Origin of the sequence: Streptomyces lavendofoliae (assembly GCF_014649735.1) — a bacterium.
Lineage (GTDB): Bacteria > Actinomycetota > Actinomycetes > Streptomycetales > Streptomycetaceae > Streptomyces > Streptomyces lavendofoliae.
Genome location: NZ_BMTP01000009.1, coordinates 49285 through 63765 on the forward strand (window position 1 = coordinate 49285; position 14481 = coordinate 63765).

13 protein-coding genes are annotated in these 14481 nt (G+C 74.9%); 8 read left to right on the top strand and 5 right to left on the bottom strand.

Annotated elements, in window-relative coordinates; translation table 11 throughout:
• Window positions 1-11: 11 nt before the first annotated feature.
• Window positions 12-1109: a DUF8017 domain-containing protein gene (locus IE109_RS18185; protein ID WP_189551954.1), complete on the bottom strand. Its 1098-nt coding sequence runs from the start codon at window positions 1107-1109 to the stop codon at window positions 12-14.
• Between the two features lie 106 nt (window positions 1110-1215).
• Between IE109_RS18185 and IE109_RS18190 the strand changes: the two genes are divergently transcribed.
• The 3 genes from IE109_RS18190 to IE109_RS18200 all read left to right on the top strand — a co-directional run bounded on the left by IE109_RS18190 (window position 1216) and on the right by IE109_RS18200 (window position 5086).
• Complete coding sequence (locus tag IE109_RS18190; protein WP_189551955.1) at window positions 1216-1668, top strand: DUF4442 domain-containing protein; 453 nt, start codon at window positions 1216-1218, stop codon at window positions 1666-1668.
• Window positions 1669-1832: 164 nt separating this feature from the next.
• The gene (locus IE109_RS18195; RefSeq protein WP_189551956.1) at window positions 1833-4292 is read left to right on the top strand and encodes a beta-glucosidase; all 2460 of its coding nucleotides are present in this window, start codon (window positions 1833-1835) and stop codon (window positions 4290-4292) included.
• Between the two features lie 125 nt (window positions 4293-4417).
• Entirely contained in the window at window positions 4418-5086 is a 669-nt protein-coding gene (locus IE109_RS18200) for a DedA family protein (RefSeq protein WP_189551957.1), read from the top strand.
• A 238-nt stretch (window positions 5087-5324) separates the two neighbouring features.
• Here IE109_RS18200 and IE109_RS18205 read toward each other — a convergent pair whose 3' ends face one another.
• Entirely contained in the window at window positions 5325-5855 is a 531-nt protein-coding gene (locus tag IE109_RS18205) for a gamma carbonic anhydrase family protein (RefSeq protein ID WP_189551958.1), read from the bottom strand.
• A 130-nt stretch (window positions 5856-5985) separates the two neighbouring features.
• On the opposite strand from IE109_RS18205, the gene IE109_RS18210 reads away from it, so the two are divergent.
• Window positions 5986-6735, top strand: a complete 750-nt coding sequence (locus tag IE109_RS18210; RefSeq protein ID WP_189551959.1) for an acyltransferase — start codon at window positions 5986-5988, stop codon at window positions 6733-6735.
• On the opposite strand, the gene IE109_RS18215 is transcribed toward IE109_RS18210, so the two are convergent.
• Entirely contained in the window at window positions 6736-7602 is an 867-nt protein-coding gene (locus IE109_RS18215) for a DMT family transporter (protein WP_189551960.1), read from the bottom strand. It lies immediately after the preceding gene.
• Between the two features lie 92 nt (window positions 7603-7694).
• Here IE109_RS18215 and IE109_RS18220 point away from each other — a divergent pair, with 92 nt between their 5' ends.
• Entirely contained in the window at window positions 7695-8267 is a 573-nt protein-coding gene (locus tag IE109_RS18220; protein ID WP_189551961.1) for a helix-turn-helix domain-containing protein, read from the top strand.
• Between the two features lie 163 nt (window positions 8268-8430).
• Here IE109_RS18220 and IE109_RS18225 read toward each other — a convergent pair whose 3' ends face one another.
• A complete protein-coding gene (locus IE109_RS18225) occupies window positions 8431-8844 on the bottom strand; it encodes a CoA-binding protein (RefSeq protein ID WP_189551962.1) in 414 nt (137 codons plus the stop codon).
• A 91-nt stretch (window positions 8845-8935) separates the two neighbouring features.
• On the opposite strand from IE109_RS18225, the gene IE109_RS18230 reads away from it, so the two are divergent.
• The 3 genes from IE109_RS18230 to IE109_RS18240 all read left to right on the top strand — a co-directional run bounded on the left by IE109_RS18230 (window position 8936) and on the right by IE109_RS18240 (window position 14007).
• Window positions 8936-9562 (top strand): YigZ family protein, encoded by a 627-nt coding sequence (locus tag IE109_RS18230; protein WP_189551963.1) that lies wholly within the window; start codon window positions 8936-8938, stop codon window positions 9560-9562.
• A gap of 195 nt (window positions 9563-9757) precedes the next feature.
• Window positions 9758-10924 (top strand): exonuclease SbcCD subunit D, encoded by a 1167-nt coding sequence (locus IE109_RS18235; RefSeq protein ID WP_189551964.1) that lies wholly within the window; start codon window positions 9758-9760, stop codon window positions 10922-10924.
• Window positions 10921-14007 carry an AAA family ATPase gene (locus IE109_RS18240; RefSeq protein WP_189551965.1) on the top strand — a complete coding sequence of 1029 codons (3087 nt, stop codon included), beginning with the start codon at window positions 10921-10923 and terminating at the stop codon, window positions 14005-14007. Before IE109_RS18235 ends, IE109_RS18240 begins: the two co-directional genes overlap by 4 nt.
• Here IE109_RS18240 and IE109_RS18245 read toward each other — a convergent pair.
• Complete coding sequence (locus IE109_RS18245; protein ID WP_189551966.1) at window positions 13997-14443, bottom strand: Lrp/AsnC family transcriptional regulator; 447 nt, start codon at window positions 14441-14443, stop codon at window positions 13997-13999. The genes IE109_RS18240 and IE109_RS18245 overlap by 11 nt on opposite strands.
• Window positions 14444-14481 lie beyond the last annotated feature (38 nt).

Here is a 14481-nt window from a genome sequence, read left to right on the forward strand (position 1 = left end):
GGCGCGGACGGTCAGGACCCGCCGTCGGCCAGCCGGACCGTGGCGAGGATCTTCCGGATGGTGGCGTCCTCCACCTCGTCCGGGATGCCGGCGTTGGCGTAGAGGACCCAGCTGACGAAGTCGCCCTTGGCGTTCTTGAAGGAGAAGGCGATGGACTTGCCGTCCGTGTCGCACTTGCCCTCCTTCTTGGTGTTCAGGGCGGTCGCCGTGGCGACGTGCCCCGTCAGCCCGGACGTGGTGGTGAACGGGGTGGCCTTGGTGACCTTGACCGTTCCCTTGGGCTCGGTCTGCGCGTAGCCGGCCCACACCCAGTTGCCCGCCTCGTTGTACGCGGCCTCGGCCGTGTTCTTGGCGCCCTGGCCGCCCTTGGTGCCGACCATGGCCAGGCCGTGCTCCTCCTGGCGGCCGTCCTTGTTGGCGTCCTCGGTGCACCACTTGCTCTTGTACTCGGCCGGGGCGGACATGATGACGACGGAGCTGCCGTCGCCCTTCTTCTCGTCCTCGAACCCGACGCTCGTGCCCGCGCCGACGACCTCCCAGTCGGCCGGTACGTCGAACTGGGCGCTGCGCTTGGGGTTGTGAACGACCTTCCAGCCCGGAATGCTCGGCTTGGCGGCCGTGCTGCCGTCGCGCGGGTTGCCGGAGGGGGCCAAAGGGGCCTCGGAGGACTTCGAGACGCTCTTCGAGGGCTTGGGGTCCTGGCCGGCGGTGGTGCTCTTGTCGTCGTCCTTCAGCACCAGGAACCCGGTGACGCCGGCGGTGACGACGACGGCGGTCGCCGCGACGATCGCGACGAGGGCCGTCTTCCGCTTGTCGTCGCCGCCGTGGGGCGGCGGTACGGGCGCGCCGGGGGGCTGACCCGGGACGGCGTACTGCTGGACGGTGGGCTGCTGGTACGGGTTGGGCTGCGGGTACCCGGGGTGACCGGGGTAACCGGGCTGCTGGCCGCCCGGGTCCGTCGGGTAGCCGGGCTGCTGCGGCGGAGCGCTCGGCGGCGGCGGAGTCCCCGGCTGCTGGTACGGGTTGGGCTGCTGGTACCCCGGCTGCTGGTACGGGTTCTGGTCCTGCGGGTTCTGCTCGCCCCCGGGCGGCTGCTGTCCTGGCCACATGGCGAGTAACCATAGAGGGGCGGCGTGACGGGTGCCACGCCCGCCCCCGGCAGGAGGCGTCCGCGCACGCCTTCCCGCCGTTACTACTGCCTGGTAACTTCGGGGCATGTCCGAGACCGCGCCGAACATCGGCGACATGCTGCTGGCCACCGTCCCGATGGCCAAGACCCTGAACCTCGAGGTCGTCGAGGCGACCGCCGAGCGGGCCGTACTCCGCCTCCCCGACCAGGGTGCCTTCCACAACCACGTCGGCGGGCCGCACGCGGGCGCGATGTTCACGCTCGGGGAGTCCGCCAGCGGCGCCATCGTCATCGGGGCGTTCGGCGACCAGATGAACCGCGCCGTGCCGCTGGCCGTCAAGGCGGAGATCGGCTACAAGAAGCTCGCGATGGGTCCCGTCACCGCGACCGCGACGCTCGGCCGCACCAAGGCGGAGGTCGTGGCCGAACTCGACGCCGGGCAGCGCCCCGAGTTCCCGGTGAACATCGCGATCACCCGCGAGGACGGCGCCGTGACGGGCGAGATGACCATCATCTGGACGCTGCGCCCGCACTCCTGAACTCCTGACACGCGGGGCCCCGCGACAGACGAGGCCCCGCGGCCAAGCGCGCGTGGTCGGACGCGCGCGTGAAGACCGCCCCCGCACCCCTCTTCGGGTGCGGGGGCGGCCGTGTCCCACCGCAGAGCGCACAGATTGCCCGCCGCAGTGCGCATAGTGCGGCTATGTCACGAAAAGTCTCCCGCAGGACCACGCTCCGGCTGCTCACCGGAGCCGCCGCCGTCGCCGCGTCCACCACCGGCCCCCTGCCCGCCCGGGCCGCCGCGCCCGCCACCGGTGACGGCCACGTGGACGACCTGCTCGCACGGCTCACCCTCGACGAGAAGCTCACCTTCCTGCACGGCGCCAAGGACCCCGCGAGCCTCGGCCAGGCCGGCTGGATCCCCGGCGTACCCAGGCTCGGCATCCCGCCCCTGCGGCTCGCCGACGGCCCCGCCGGGGTCCGCGTACGGGCCCGCGCCACCGCCCTGCCCGCCCCGGTGATGCTGGCGAGCGCCTTCGACCCGGCCCTCGCCCGCGAGTACGGCCGCGTCATCGGCCACGAGGGCCGGGCACTCGGCCAGGACGTCCTGCTCTCGCCCATGGTGAACCTGATCCGCACCCCCTACGCCGGCCGGAACTTCGAGACGTTCAGCGAGGACCCGCTCCTCACCGCCGACCTCGTCGCCGAGGAGATCCGCGGCATCCAGGACGAGGGCCTGATCGCCACCGTCAAGCACTTCGCGCTGAACAACCAGGAGAAGGACCGCACCAGCGTCGACGTCCGGATCGGCGAACAGGCCCTGCACGAGACGGAACTGCGCGGCTTCGAGGCCGCCGTCGCCGCCGGCACCGGCGCGGTGATGGGCGCGTACAACAAGGTCGACGGCAGGCACGCGTGCGAGAACCGGGACCTGCTCACCGGGATCCTGCGCGACCTGTGGGGCTTCGACGGCTGGGTGATGAGCGACTGGGACGCCACCCACAGCACCGTCCCGTCCCTCACCGCGGGCCTCGACATGGAGATGCCCGCCGGCCGGTGGTTCGGCGATCCCCTGCGCCGCGCCGTCCGGGACGGCACCCTCGCCGAGGACGTCGTCGACCGCTCCGTACGCCGCGTCCTGACCGTCATGGGCCGGTTCGGGCTCCTCGACGGCACCGCCCCCGCCCGGCCCGCCACCCGCGACCGCGACGCCGGGGCGCGCCTCGCCCACCGGGTCGCCGTCGCCGGTGCCACCCTGCTGCGCAACGAGCACGACACGCTGCCGCTCACCGGGCCCGCCGCCCGCTCCCTCGCCGTCATCGGCCCCACCGCCTCGGTCCCCTTCGCCGCAGGCGGCGGCAGCGCCCACGTCGTCCCCGACCGGGCCGCCGCCCCGCTCGACGCCATCACCGCCCGCGCGGGCGAGGGCGCCACCGTCACCCACGCCCTGGGCGAGGACCTGTACGGCAAGCCACTCCCGGTCCGCGGGGCGTCCTTCGAAGGACAGCGCGTCCGGCCCGGGAAGACCTACACGTACGAAGGGACGTTCACCGCCGACGGCCCCGACGAGTGGACCTTCGTCGTCCACTACAACGGCACCCGCCCCAAGGTCCACGTGGACGGCACCGAACTCTTCGCCCTCCAGGACCGCGAGGCCGAACTGTTCGCCGGCTTCGGGCTGGTCTCCACCGCCCCCGACGGCCTCAAGGTCCGCCGCCGCACGCTCGCCCTCACCGCCGGACGCCACACCCTGCGCGTCACCGCCGAAGGCGGTGCCCAGGGCCAGCTGTTCCGGCTGCGCCGCATCACCACCGCCACCCGCGCGGCGGACGTCGCCGCGGCGGTACGCGCGGCCCGCGCCGCGCACAGCGTGGTGCTGTTCGCCTACGAGGACGCCGCCGAGGGCCGCGACCGGACCACCCTGGCCCTCCCCGGCCACCAGGAGGCGCTGATCGACGCGGTGACCGCCGCCAACCCGCGTACGACCGTCGTCCTCAACACCTCGTCCGCCGTCACCATGCCCTGGCTGGACCGCACCGGCGCCGTTCTCCAGATGTACTACCCCGGCCAGGAGGGCGCCGCCGCGACCGCCGACGTGCTCTTCGGGGACGCCGACCCCGGGGGCCGTCTCACCCAGACCTTCCCGGTCTCCGACACCCGCCACCCCACGGCCGGCGACCCGCGCCGCTACCCCGGCACCGGTGGCGTCCAGGAGTACTCCGAGGGCGTCCGCACCGGCTACCGCTGGTACGACGCGGAGGGCGTCGAGCCGCTGTTCCCCTTCGGTCACGGCCTGTCGTACACGAGCTTCGCCTACACCGGCCTCGTCGTGACCCCCGCACGCGGCGGCGGGCTCACGGCGCGCTTCACCGTCCGCAACACCGGACGGCGCACCGGCGTCACCGTCGCCCAGCTGTACGCCGGTCCCTCGCCGGACCTGACGCTGGACCAGCCGGACCGCGTCCTGGCCGGATACCGCCGCATCGAGCTGCGGCCCGGCCAGGTCCGGCACGTCTCCGTGCCGATCGCCGCCCGGACACTGTCCTGCTGGGACCCGGAACGCCACGCCTGGGTGCTCGGCACCGGCACCCGTACCGTCCGGCTGGGAGCGTCCTCGCGCGATCTGAGGCTCACCGCGCGGGCGGAGGTCCTCCCGCGGTGAGGAGGTAGGCTGCCCGGCGTGCGCGCCTCGCTCGCGCCGCACGCCGGGCAGTATGCCGGGCAGCACGCAGCCGCACGCCGGGCAGCACGCCGGGCGGCACGCCATCGACGACGGAGGAACCGGCCTTGCACGTCCAGGAGTGGCTCGAGACCGTTCCCGCGGTCAGCATCTACGTCCTGGTGGGGGTGGTGATCGGGCTGGAGAGCCTCGGCATCCCGCTGCCCGGCGAGATCGTCCTCGTCAGTTCGGCGCTGCTGGCCTCCCAGCACGGCGACATCGACCCGTGGATCCTGGGCGCGTGCGCCACGGCGGGCGCGATCATCGGCGACTCGATCGGCTACGCCATCGGCCGCAAGGGAGGCCGGCCCCTGCTCGCCTGGCTGGGCGGAAAGTTCCCCAAGCACTTCGGCGAGGCCAACATCGCGATGGCGGAGCGGTCGTTCGAGAAGTGGGGCATGTGGGCCGTCTTCTTCGGACGGTTCGTGGCGCTGCTGCGGATCTTCGCGGGCCCGCTCGCGGGTGTGCTGCGCATGCCGTACTGGAAGTTCGCCATCGCCAACGTCTTCGGCGGCATCCTGTGGGCGGGCGGCACCACGGCCGTCATCTACTCCGTCGGCGTGGTCGCCGAGGCATGGCTGAAGCGTTTCTCCTGGCTGGGGCTCGTCCTCGCGGTCCTGGTGGGCCTGACCTCGATGCTGATCCTGAAGAACCGCGCGAAGAAGGCGGCCGCCGCCGCGTCCGCCGCCCCGTCCCCCTCCCCGGCCCCCGAACCGGCCCCGGTCACCGTCGACTGACCCCGCGTCCCGGTCGCCCCGCACGGGCGTGCCGAGCGCCGGCGGGGGCGCCGACCGGCGACGGGCGTGCCGGCCCTCCCGCCGCCCGGGCGGACCGCCGTGGTGCCCCGCGCGGCCCGTGCGGCTTCGGGAGGACCGACGGCCGGGCGGACCGACGGCCGGTACGCCGGCGCGCTCGTCGACCGAAGAACGCCGGCCGCCCGCGGACCGGCGCACCGCGACGACCGGGGGCCGGGCGTCAGGAGGCGTGGGCCTCGCCGTGGGCCCTGGCCAGCTCCAGGTACATCGCGGCGTTCAGCTTGATGCCCTCGCGCTCCTCGGCCGTCAGCTCCCGCTTCACCTTGGCGGGTACGCCCGCCACCAGGGAGCCGGGCGGGACGCGCATCCCCTGCGGCACCAGCGCCTGTGCGGCGATGAGGGAACCGGCGCCGATGTGGGCGCCGTTGAGGACCGTGGCGCCCATGCCCACCAGCACGTCGTCCTCGACGGTGCAGCCGTGCAGGACCGCGTTGTGCCCGACCGACACGCGCTCGCCGACCGTGACGGGGAAGCCCGGGTCGACGTGCACCGTGCAGTTGTCCTGGATGTTGCTGTCGGCGCCCAGGACGATCGGCCCGCAGTCGGCGCGCAGCACCGCGTGGTACCAGACGCTCGACCCCGCCGCCATCGTCACCTCGCCGACCACCACGGAGGTCGGCGCCGCGAACGCCTCCGGATGCACGTCCGGACGCCTGCCGCCCACCCCGGTGATCAACGCCCGCTCTGCCATCGCCTGCTCCTCGTGTTGCGAAGTCGCGCCAGGGGAACGTTAGGCGACCGCCGCTCCGGCGGCGACGGTGGGGCGAACATCACAGGGCGGCGCGCCGATGGGGCGCGATCCGGACGACTACCGTGTCCGGGTGCCGAAGAACAGAAACACGTTCTCCTCCCTGGCGGCCTGGCGGCGCCGGGTCCTCACCCGGGCCGTGCACAGTGGCCGGCGATGGGTGCAGGAGACCGGTGCCGTCACCGCCGAGCGCCCCGGGCGGCTGCGGTTCCGCCGGCTGGGTCCCGGCACCCGGCTGGCGTTCCCGCAGGGCACCGTGTTCGGCGAGGAGTGGATCGAGCTGGGCGACCACTGCATCATCGCCGAGCAGGTGACGCTCACCGCAGGGATGATGCCCGGGCTCGACCTGGGGCCCGACCCGGTCCTGACCCTGGGCAACGGCGTCGTCCTCGGGCGCGGCAGCCATGTCGTCGCCGACGCGCCGGTGACCGTCGGCGCGGACACCTTCTGCGGGCCGTACGTCTACATCACCTCGACCAACCACAGCTACGACGACCCCGACGAGCCGGTCGGCCGCCAGTGGCCGCGCTCCGCGCCGGTGGAGGTGGGGCCGGGCTGCTGGCTCGGGACCGGCGCGGTGATCCTGCCGGGCGCCCGGCTCGGCCGCAACGTGGTCGTCGCCGCCGGGGCCGTCGTCCGCGGCGAGGTGCCCGACCACGCGGTGGTCGCCGGGGCGCCCGCCCGCGTCGTACGACGGTGGGACCCCGAGCGGGGCTGGCAGCCCCCGCTGCGCACGCCCGCCCCCGTACCCGTGCCCGAAGGGGTCACGCCGCAGCAGCTGGCGGCGCTGGCGGAGCTCGACCTCGACCTCGGCACGGCCTGATCAGCCGGCCGCCAGCAGGACTGTGCCGGCCAGCGCCAGGCCCGCCCCCGCCGCCTGCACCGCCCTCAGCCGCTCCTTGAGCACGCCCCGCGCGGCGAGCGCCGTGACCACCGGGTAGAGGCTGGCGAGTACGGCGGCCACGGTGACCGGGCCGTTCTGCGCGGCGATCGCGTACGTCCCGTTGGCCGCGACGTCCGCCAGGCCGACGAACGCCAGCGCGGGCAGCGACGCCCGCACCACCCGTATCCCGCCGTCCTTCGGCAGGGCACGGCCGCCCCGCTTCACCGAGGCCCACAGGGCCGCGCCGCCGACGGTCACATTGGTGACGCGCTGCACGAACAGGGCGAGGAACAGCCCGGTGAGGGTCGTGGACGCCTCCGCGATCAGGGCCATGACGGAGCCGAAGCCGAAGGCCGCGACCAGCGTCAGCAGCACCGCCCGGCGCCGCACCGGCGCACCGCGCAGCTCGGGCCCGCCCGCCAGGACCACGCCCGCCAGCGCCACCCCGATGCCGGCGAACTGGAGCAGTCCCGGCCGGTCGCCGACCAGCAGGCCCACCGACACGGGGACGACGACGCCGAGGGAGCCCAGCGGGGAGACGACACCCATCGGGCCGAGGGCCAGGGCCTTGTAGAAGGCGAGCATGGCGGCCGGTCCGACCGCTCCGGCCGCCACCGCGTACCAGAGGCGGGGTCCGGCCTCCGTCCAGCCGCCCGTCGCGACGACGACGGAGCCCAGGACCACGACCGCGATCAGCTGGGACGTGACGACCACGGTCAGGGCGGGGACGCGCCGGGTGAGCAGCCCGCCGCCGAAGTCGGCCAGCCCCCACAGGACGCTGGTGGCCAGGGCGAACAGTGCTGTCACGGTGATCCTCGCAGTACAGTGCGGTGAACAGTGGGTGCAGCACACCGTAGTGCACTTCACTGAACTTTATCAGTCAATATATTGGACGGAACGTGTCGGACCTCGACCAGCTCACGCAGTCGCTCGCCCGCAACCTCAAGCGCTGGCGCGGTGAGCGCGGCTTCACCCTCGACGCGCTCGCCGCCCGCGCCGGGGTCAGCCGCGGAATGATCATCCAGATCGAGCAGGCCCGCACGAACCCGAGCGTCGGCACCACCGTGAAACTCGCCGACGCCCTCGGCGTGTCCATCACCACGCTCCTCGATTACGAGCAGGGGCCGCACGTCCGCCTGGTACCGCGGGAACAGGCGGTACGAATGTGGTCCACCGACCGGGGCAGCAGCACCACCCTCCTCGTCGGCGCCGAAGCCCGGGGCCCCCTGGAACTGTGGGCCTGGACACTGATGCCCGGCGACGCCAGCGCCTCCGACCCCCACCCGGACGGCACCACCGAACTGCTCCACGTCACGGCCGGCGAACTCACCCTCGTGGTCGACGGCACGGACCACCGGGTACCGGCCGGCACCTCCGCCGTCTTCGAGTCCAACGTCCCGCACGCGTACCGCAACGACGGCACCGAGGCGGTCGAGATGACCATGGCGGTCTCCATCCCGCCCGTCCGCTGATACGCCCCGCCCGCGTCCGCCGAGGCACCCCGCCGGCCACCGGTCCCGTCACCGGCCGGCGCCGAGCGGGTCCTGACCGGCGGCGGCCGGCCAGGGCGCGGACGCACCGCGCCCGGCGGACCCGTGCGGCCCGCCGGGCACGGCCGTCCCCGACGACCGGGGATCAGCGCAGGCCGAGCCGCGGGATCTCGATCGCCGGGCACCGGTCCATGACCATCTCCAGCCCGGCGGCCGTGGTCCGCTCGTACGCCGCCTCGTCGACCACCCCCAGCTGGAACCACACCGCCTTCGCGCCCTTGGCCACCGCCTCGTCCGCGACGGCCCCCGCGAGCCGGCTGTTCACGAACACGTCCACCACGTCCACGGGGAACGGGATCTCCGCCAGCGAGGCATACCCCCGCTCCCCGTGCACCGTCTCCGCATGGGGGTGGACCGGCACCACACGCTTGCCGAACCGCTGGAGCACCGCCGCCACGCCGTACGCGGCACGTGCCTGGTTGTTGGAGAGCCCCACCACCGCCCAGGTGTCCCCGGACTCGGTCAGGATCTTCTCGATGGTGTCCGTCTCGCCGGTCACGCTCCGCCTCCCGCATGTCGTCTTCCCTCGTTGCGCCAACGGCCACCCACCGCCGGAGATTCCCCGGCACCGGGCCGCATAGGGTGGCGGGATGCAGGAGCAGTACCGGACGGTCGCCCGCGCGGGCGTGCACGAGACCGAGATCAACCGATCGCGCTTCATCTGCGCCCTCGCGCCCGCCGCGACCGAACAGGAGGCGCAGGACTTCGTCGCACGCGTCCGCAGGGAGCACCCCACCGCCACCCACAACTGCTTCGCGTACGTCATCGGCGCCGACGCCGCCGTGCAGAGGGCGAGCGACGACGGCGAGCCGGGCGGCACGGCCGGCGTGCCCATGCTCCAGATGCTGCTGCGCCGCGAGGTCCGGTACGTCGCCGCCGTCGTCACCCGTTACTACGGCGGTGTGAAACTCGGTGCCGGCGGGCTCATCCGGGCCTACGGCGGCGTGGTGGGCGAGGCGCTCGACGCCGTCGGCACCCTCACCCGGCAGCGCTTCCGGCTCGCCACCGTCACCGTCGACCACCAGCGGGCCGGGAAGCTGGAGAACGACCTGCGCGCGACCGGGCGCGCGGTGCGCGACGTGCGGTACGCCGAGGCGGTCACCCTCGAGGTCGGCCTGCCCGGCGCCGACGTCGACGCCTTCCGCGCCTGGCTCGCCGACGCCACCGCCGGAACCGCCCGGCTGGAACTGGGCGGCGAGGCGTACGGCGACGCCTGACTTGCACGGCGACGCCTGACGCGTACCGCCCTCCGGCACGCCCGCCGGGCCTCCGAGGCCCCGCCCGTTCCCGGGGAAAACGAGGTCCGTGACGAACCAGGGGCCGGACACCGTTAGCGTGTACGGGGTTCACGACGGTGCCCGTGCGGGTCCCGGGGGCGGAGGAGCGGTACACATGCAGGTCGGAGCGGCATCGTGAGAATGCTGCACACATCGGACTGGCACCTGGGGCGGTCGTTCCACCGGGTGAGCCTGCTCGAAGCGCAGGCCGCGTACCTCGACCACCTCGTGGCGGCGGTCCGCGAGCACGACGTGGACGTCGTCCTGGTGGCGGGCGACATCTACGACCGCGCCGTGCCGCCGCTGACCGCCGTGGAACTGTTCGACACCGCCCTGCACCGGCTCGCCGACGCCGGGGTGCCCACCGTGATGATCTCCGGCAACCACGACTCGGGCCGCCGGCTCGGCGTCGCCGCCGGGCTCATCGAACGCGCCGGGATCCACCTGCGGACCGACCCGGCCGGCGCCGGCACCCCCGTCCTGCTCGCCGATACCCACGGCGACGTGGCGTTCTACGGGTTCCCGTACCTCGAACCCGCCCTCGTCCGCGACCAGTTCGGCGCCGACAGGGCGGGGCACGAGTCCGTGCTGACGGCCGCCATGGCCAGGGTGCGCGCCGACCTCGCCGGCCGCCCGCCCGGCACCCGTTCCGTCGTCCTCGCCCACGCCTTCGTCGCGGGCGGCGCACCCAGCGACAGCGAGCGCGACATCACCGTCGGGGGCGTGGCCGCCGTGCCGTCCGGCGTCTTCGACGGCGTCGACTACGTGGCCCTCGGGCACCTGCACGGCAGCCAGACGATCACCGAGCGGATCCGCTACTCCGGCTCGCCCCTCGCGTACTCCTTCTCCGAGGCCGGCCACCGCAAGACGATGTGGCTCGTCGACCTGGACGGCGACGGGACGGTCCGGGCCGAACGGATCGACTGCCCGGTGCCCCGCCCCCTCGCCCGCCTCCGGGGCCGGCTCGACGACCTGCTCGCCGATCCCGCGCTCGACCGCCACGAGGACGCCTGGGTCGAGGCCACCCTCACCGACCCGGTCCGCCCCGCCGACCCCATGGCGCGCCTCACCGAGCGCTTCCCCCACACGCTCAGCCTCCTCTTCGACCCCGAGCGGCCCGACGACGAGACCGGCGCCTCGTACGCGCGGCGCCTGCGCGACCGCGACGACCAGCAGGTCGCCGAGGACTTCGTCGCCCACGTACGCGGCGGCGCGGGCCCCGACGACCAGGAGCGCGCCGCACTCCTGCGCGCCTTCGACGACGTCAGGGTGGACATGGCACGACGCGAGGTGACCGGATGAGGCTCCACCGGCTCGACATCACCGGCTTCGGCCCGTTCGGCACCACCCAGTCCGTCGACTTCGACACGCTCTCGCAGGCCGGCCTGTTCCTCCTGCACGGCCCGACCGGCGCGGGCAAGACCTCCGTCCTCGACGCCGTCTGCTACGCCCTGTACGGGGCCGTGCCCGGCGCCCGCCAGAGCCCCGGCACCTCGCTGCGCAGCGACCACGCCCCCACCGGCACGTACACCGAGGTCGTGCTCGACCTGACCGTCGCCGGCCGCCGGCTGGAGATCACCCGGCGCCCCGCCCAGCCGCGCCCCAAGAAGCGCGGCGGCGGCTTCACCACCGAGAAGGCGCAGTCCTGGCTGCGCGAGTACGACGCGGAGAGCCGCTCCTGGAAGGGGCTCAGCCGCTCGCACCAGGAGATCGGCGAGGAGGTCACCCAGCTGCTCGGCATGAGCAGGGACCAGTTCTGCCAGGTGGTGCTCCTGCCGCAGGGCGACTTCGCGCGGTTCCTGCGCGCCGACGCGGAGGCGCGCGGCAGGCTCCTCGGCCGCCTCTTCGACACCCGGCGCTTCGCCGCCGTCGAGGAGCGCCTCGCCGAACTCCGGCGCGCCGCCGAGCAGCAGGTGAAGGACGGCGACGAACGGCTCCTCGCGCTCGCCCACCGGATGGCCCAGGCGGCCGGCGGCGCGGCCGGCGAATGGCCCGCCGCCGAGGGCAGGCCCGGTGACCCGGGGCTCGCCGAGGCCGTCCTGTCCTGGGCGGCCGTCGCCCGGTCGGGCGCCCGCGAGGCCCGGGACGTCGCCGCGTCGGCGCTCGCCGCCGCCGAGGAGCGGCAGGCCGCCGCGCGGCGCGCCCTGGACGAGGAGCGGGAGCTGGCCGCGCGGCAGCGGCGCTACGAGGACGCCCGGCGCCGCGCCGGCGAACTGGACGCCCGGCGGGCCGAGCGCGACGGGTGGGAGGCCCGTCTGGAGCGGGGCCGCAAGGCCGAGCGGGTGGCCGGCCCGCTGAGCCTGCGCGAGGACACCGAGCGGGAGCACCGCGCGGCGCTGCGGGCCCACGAGCGGGCGGTGGCCGGTCTGCCGCCGGACCTCGCCGACGCCGGTGCCGAGCACCTGGCCGCGCTGGCCGGGAGGCTGCGGGTGGAACTCGGCGGCCTGGACGGCGCCCGCCGGGCGGAGCGGCGGGCCGGGGAACTCGTGCGCGAGCGCGCCGAACTGGACCGGCAGGCCCGTGCCGACGAGGACGCCCTCCAGGACGCGGACGCGTGGCTGGCCGGCTGGGAGGCCACGCGCCGCGCCCTCCGGGACCGGGTGGAGGCCGCGCAGGAGGGCGCCACCCGCGCCGAGCACCTGGCCGGCCGCCTGGAACCGGCCCGTCGCCGGCTGGCCGCCGCCCGACGCCGCGACGCGCTGGCGGACGACGTCGCCGCCGCCTCGGCCCGGCTGACCGCCGCGCGCGAGCGGGCCAACGCCGCCCACGAGAGGTGGCTGGACCTGCGCGAGCGCCGCCTGCGCGGTATCGCCGCGGAACTCGCGGACGCCCTCGCGGAGGGTGAGCCGTGCGCGGTGTGCGGCTCGTGCGACCACCCGGCACCGGCCCGCGCGGACACCGGTCACATCGACCGGGCGACGGAGGACGCGGCCTACGAGGCGCACACGCGGGCGGACGAGATCCGCTCGGCGGCCGAACGCGACCTGGCCGTCGCCCGGGAGGCACTGACCGCCGCCCGCGCGGAGGCCGCCGCGGCCCCGCGCCCCGGCGACGCCCCGGTGGACACCGGCACCGCGGTCACCGACCTCGTCGGTGCTGGTGCCGGTGACGGTCAGCCGTCGGTGGCCGGCCTCGCCGGCGAGGTGGCGCGGCTGGAGCGCGCGTACGCCGAGGCGCGTGAGGTGGCGGGCGGCGGGCACGCGGCGCGGGAGGAACTCCAGCGGGCCGAGGAGGAGCACCGGCGCAGGCTGGAGGTGCGGCAGCAGGCCGAGCGCCGTGCCGCCGCGCGGACCTCGCGGCGTGAGGCGCTCGACCGGGAACAGGCGGCCGTGGACGCCGAACTCGCCCGCGTCCCGGGTGGGGCCGTCGCCGGGCACGCCGCGTCCCTGGAGCACCGGATCGCCCGCCTCACGGAGGCCGCCGAGGCCGTCCGTACCGTCGAGGACACGGCCCGCCGGCTCAAGGAGGCCGACGACCGGCTCGCCGACGCCGCGTTCCGGGCCGGCTTCACCACACCGGCCGCCGCGGCGGCCGCACTGCTCGACGACGCGGCGCACCGGGACCTCCAGCGGCGGCTGGACGCCTGGCAGGCCGAGGCGGCGGCCGTCGCCGACCGGCTCGCCGAACCGGAGACGCGGGCCGCCGCCGGGCGCCCACCCGCCGACCCTGAGCGCGCCCGGGCCGCCCACGCCGCCGCCGACCGCGCCGCCCGCGACGCGGACTCCGCGCTGGCCGCCCACCGCGAGCGGTGCGACGAGCTGGCCCGGTTGTCCCGGCAGGCCGCCGTCGAGGTACGGCGGCTGGGGCCGCTGCGCGAGGAGTACGAGCGGGTGGCACGGCTGGCCGGGCTGACCGCGGGCACGTCCGCGGACAACGAGCGCAAGATGCGGCTGGAGTCCTACGTGCTGGCGGCCCGGCTCGAACAGGTCGCGGCGGCCGCGACGGCGCGCCTGGCCCGGATGTCGGCCGGCCGCTACACGCTCGTCCACTCCGACGCCCGGGCGGGCGGCAAGCGGGCGGGTCTCGGCCTGCACGTCGTGGACGCCTGGACGGGCAGCGAGCGCGACACGGCGACGCTGTCGGGCGGCGAGACGTTCTTCGCGTCCCTGGCGCTGGCACTGGGCCTCGCCGACGTCGTGACCGACGAGGCCGGTGGCGTTCGGCTCGACACGCTCTTCATCGACGAGGGGTTCGGCAGCCTCGACGACCAGACGCTCGACGAGGTGCTGGACGTCCTGGACTCGCTGCGCGAACGGGACCGCAGCGTCGGCATCGTCAGTCACGTCGGCGACCTGCGCCGCCGCATCCCCACCCAGTTGGAGGTCGTCAAGGGGCGCGGCGGTTCGGCGGTGAGGCTGCGCGGCGGAGGCGCCTTCAGCGGCTGACCGGCCGCCGGGGGAGCGGCGACGAGTAGACGACGCTCGTGGTCACCGAGCCGAGGACGGCGATCTTCCCGGTGACCTCCTCCAGGTGCCGCATCGACCGGGCCGCGACCCGCAGCACGAAGCAGTCGTCGCCGGTCACGTGGTGCGCCTCCAGAACCTCCGGCGTGGTGTCCAGCATGTCGTGGAACGGCTTGTAGTTGCCGAGGGGGTAGCGCAGCCGTACGAAGGCGAGGATCGGCAGCCCGAGGCGTTCCGGGTCCACCACCGCGCTGTACCCGGTGATCACACCGGCCTCCTCAAGCCTGCGGACCCGCTCGGTGACGGCGCTCGCGGACATGGCGACGGTACGGGCCAGCTCGGCGAAACCGGCCCGGCCCCGTTCCTGGAGTGCCGCGAGGATGCGCCAGTCGGTGGCGTCCGGTGAATATCCCGTCATGGACGAGGAATAGCAGGGGATTCCCCGGCGGGACAAGG

What these genes read in the sequence shown, in the direction of transcription:
- IE109_RS18185 (WP_189551954.1), bottom strand. Translation starts at nt 1,109, where the DNA reads ATGTGGCCAGGACAGCAGCCGCCCGGGGGCGAGCAGAACCCGCAGGAC.
- IE109_RS18190 (WP_189551955.1), top strand. Translation starts at nt 1,216, where the DNA reads ATGTCCGAGACCGCGCCGAACATCGGCGACATGCTGCTGGCCACCGTC.
- IE109_RS18195 (WP_189551956.1), top strand. Translation starts at nt 1,833, where the DNA reads ATGTCACGAAAAGTCTCCCGCAGGACCACGCTCCGGCTGCTCACCGGA.
- IE109_RS18205 (WP_189551958.1), bottom strand. Translation starts at nt 5,855, where the DNA reads ATGGCAGAGCGGGCGTTGATCACCGGGGTGGGCGGCAGGCGTCCGGAC.
- IE109_RS18230 (WP_189551963.1), top strand. Translation starts at nt 8,936, where the DNA reads ATGCAGGAGCAGTACCGGACGGTCGCCCGCGCGGGCGTGCACGAGACC.
- IE109_RS18240 (WP_189551965.1), top strand. Translation starts at nt 10,921, where the DNA reads ATGAGGCTCCACCGGCTCGACATCACCGGCTTCGGCCCGTTCGGCACC.
- IE109_RS18245 (WP_189551966.1), bottom strand. Translation starts at nt 14,443, where the DNA reads ATGACGGGATATTCACCGGACGCCACCGACTGGCGCATCCTCGCGGCA.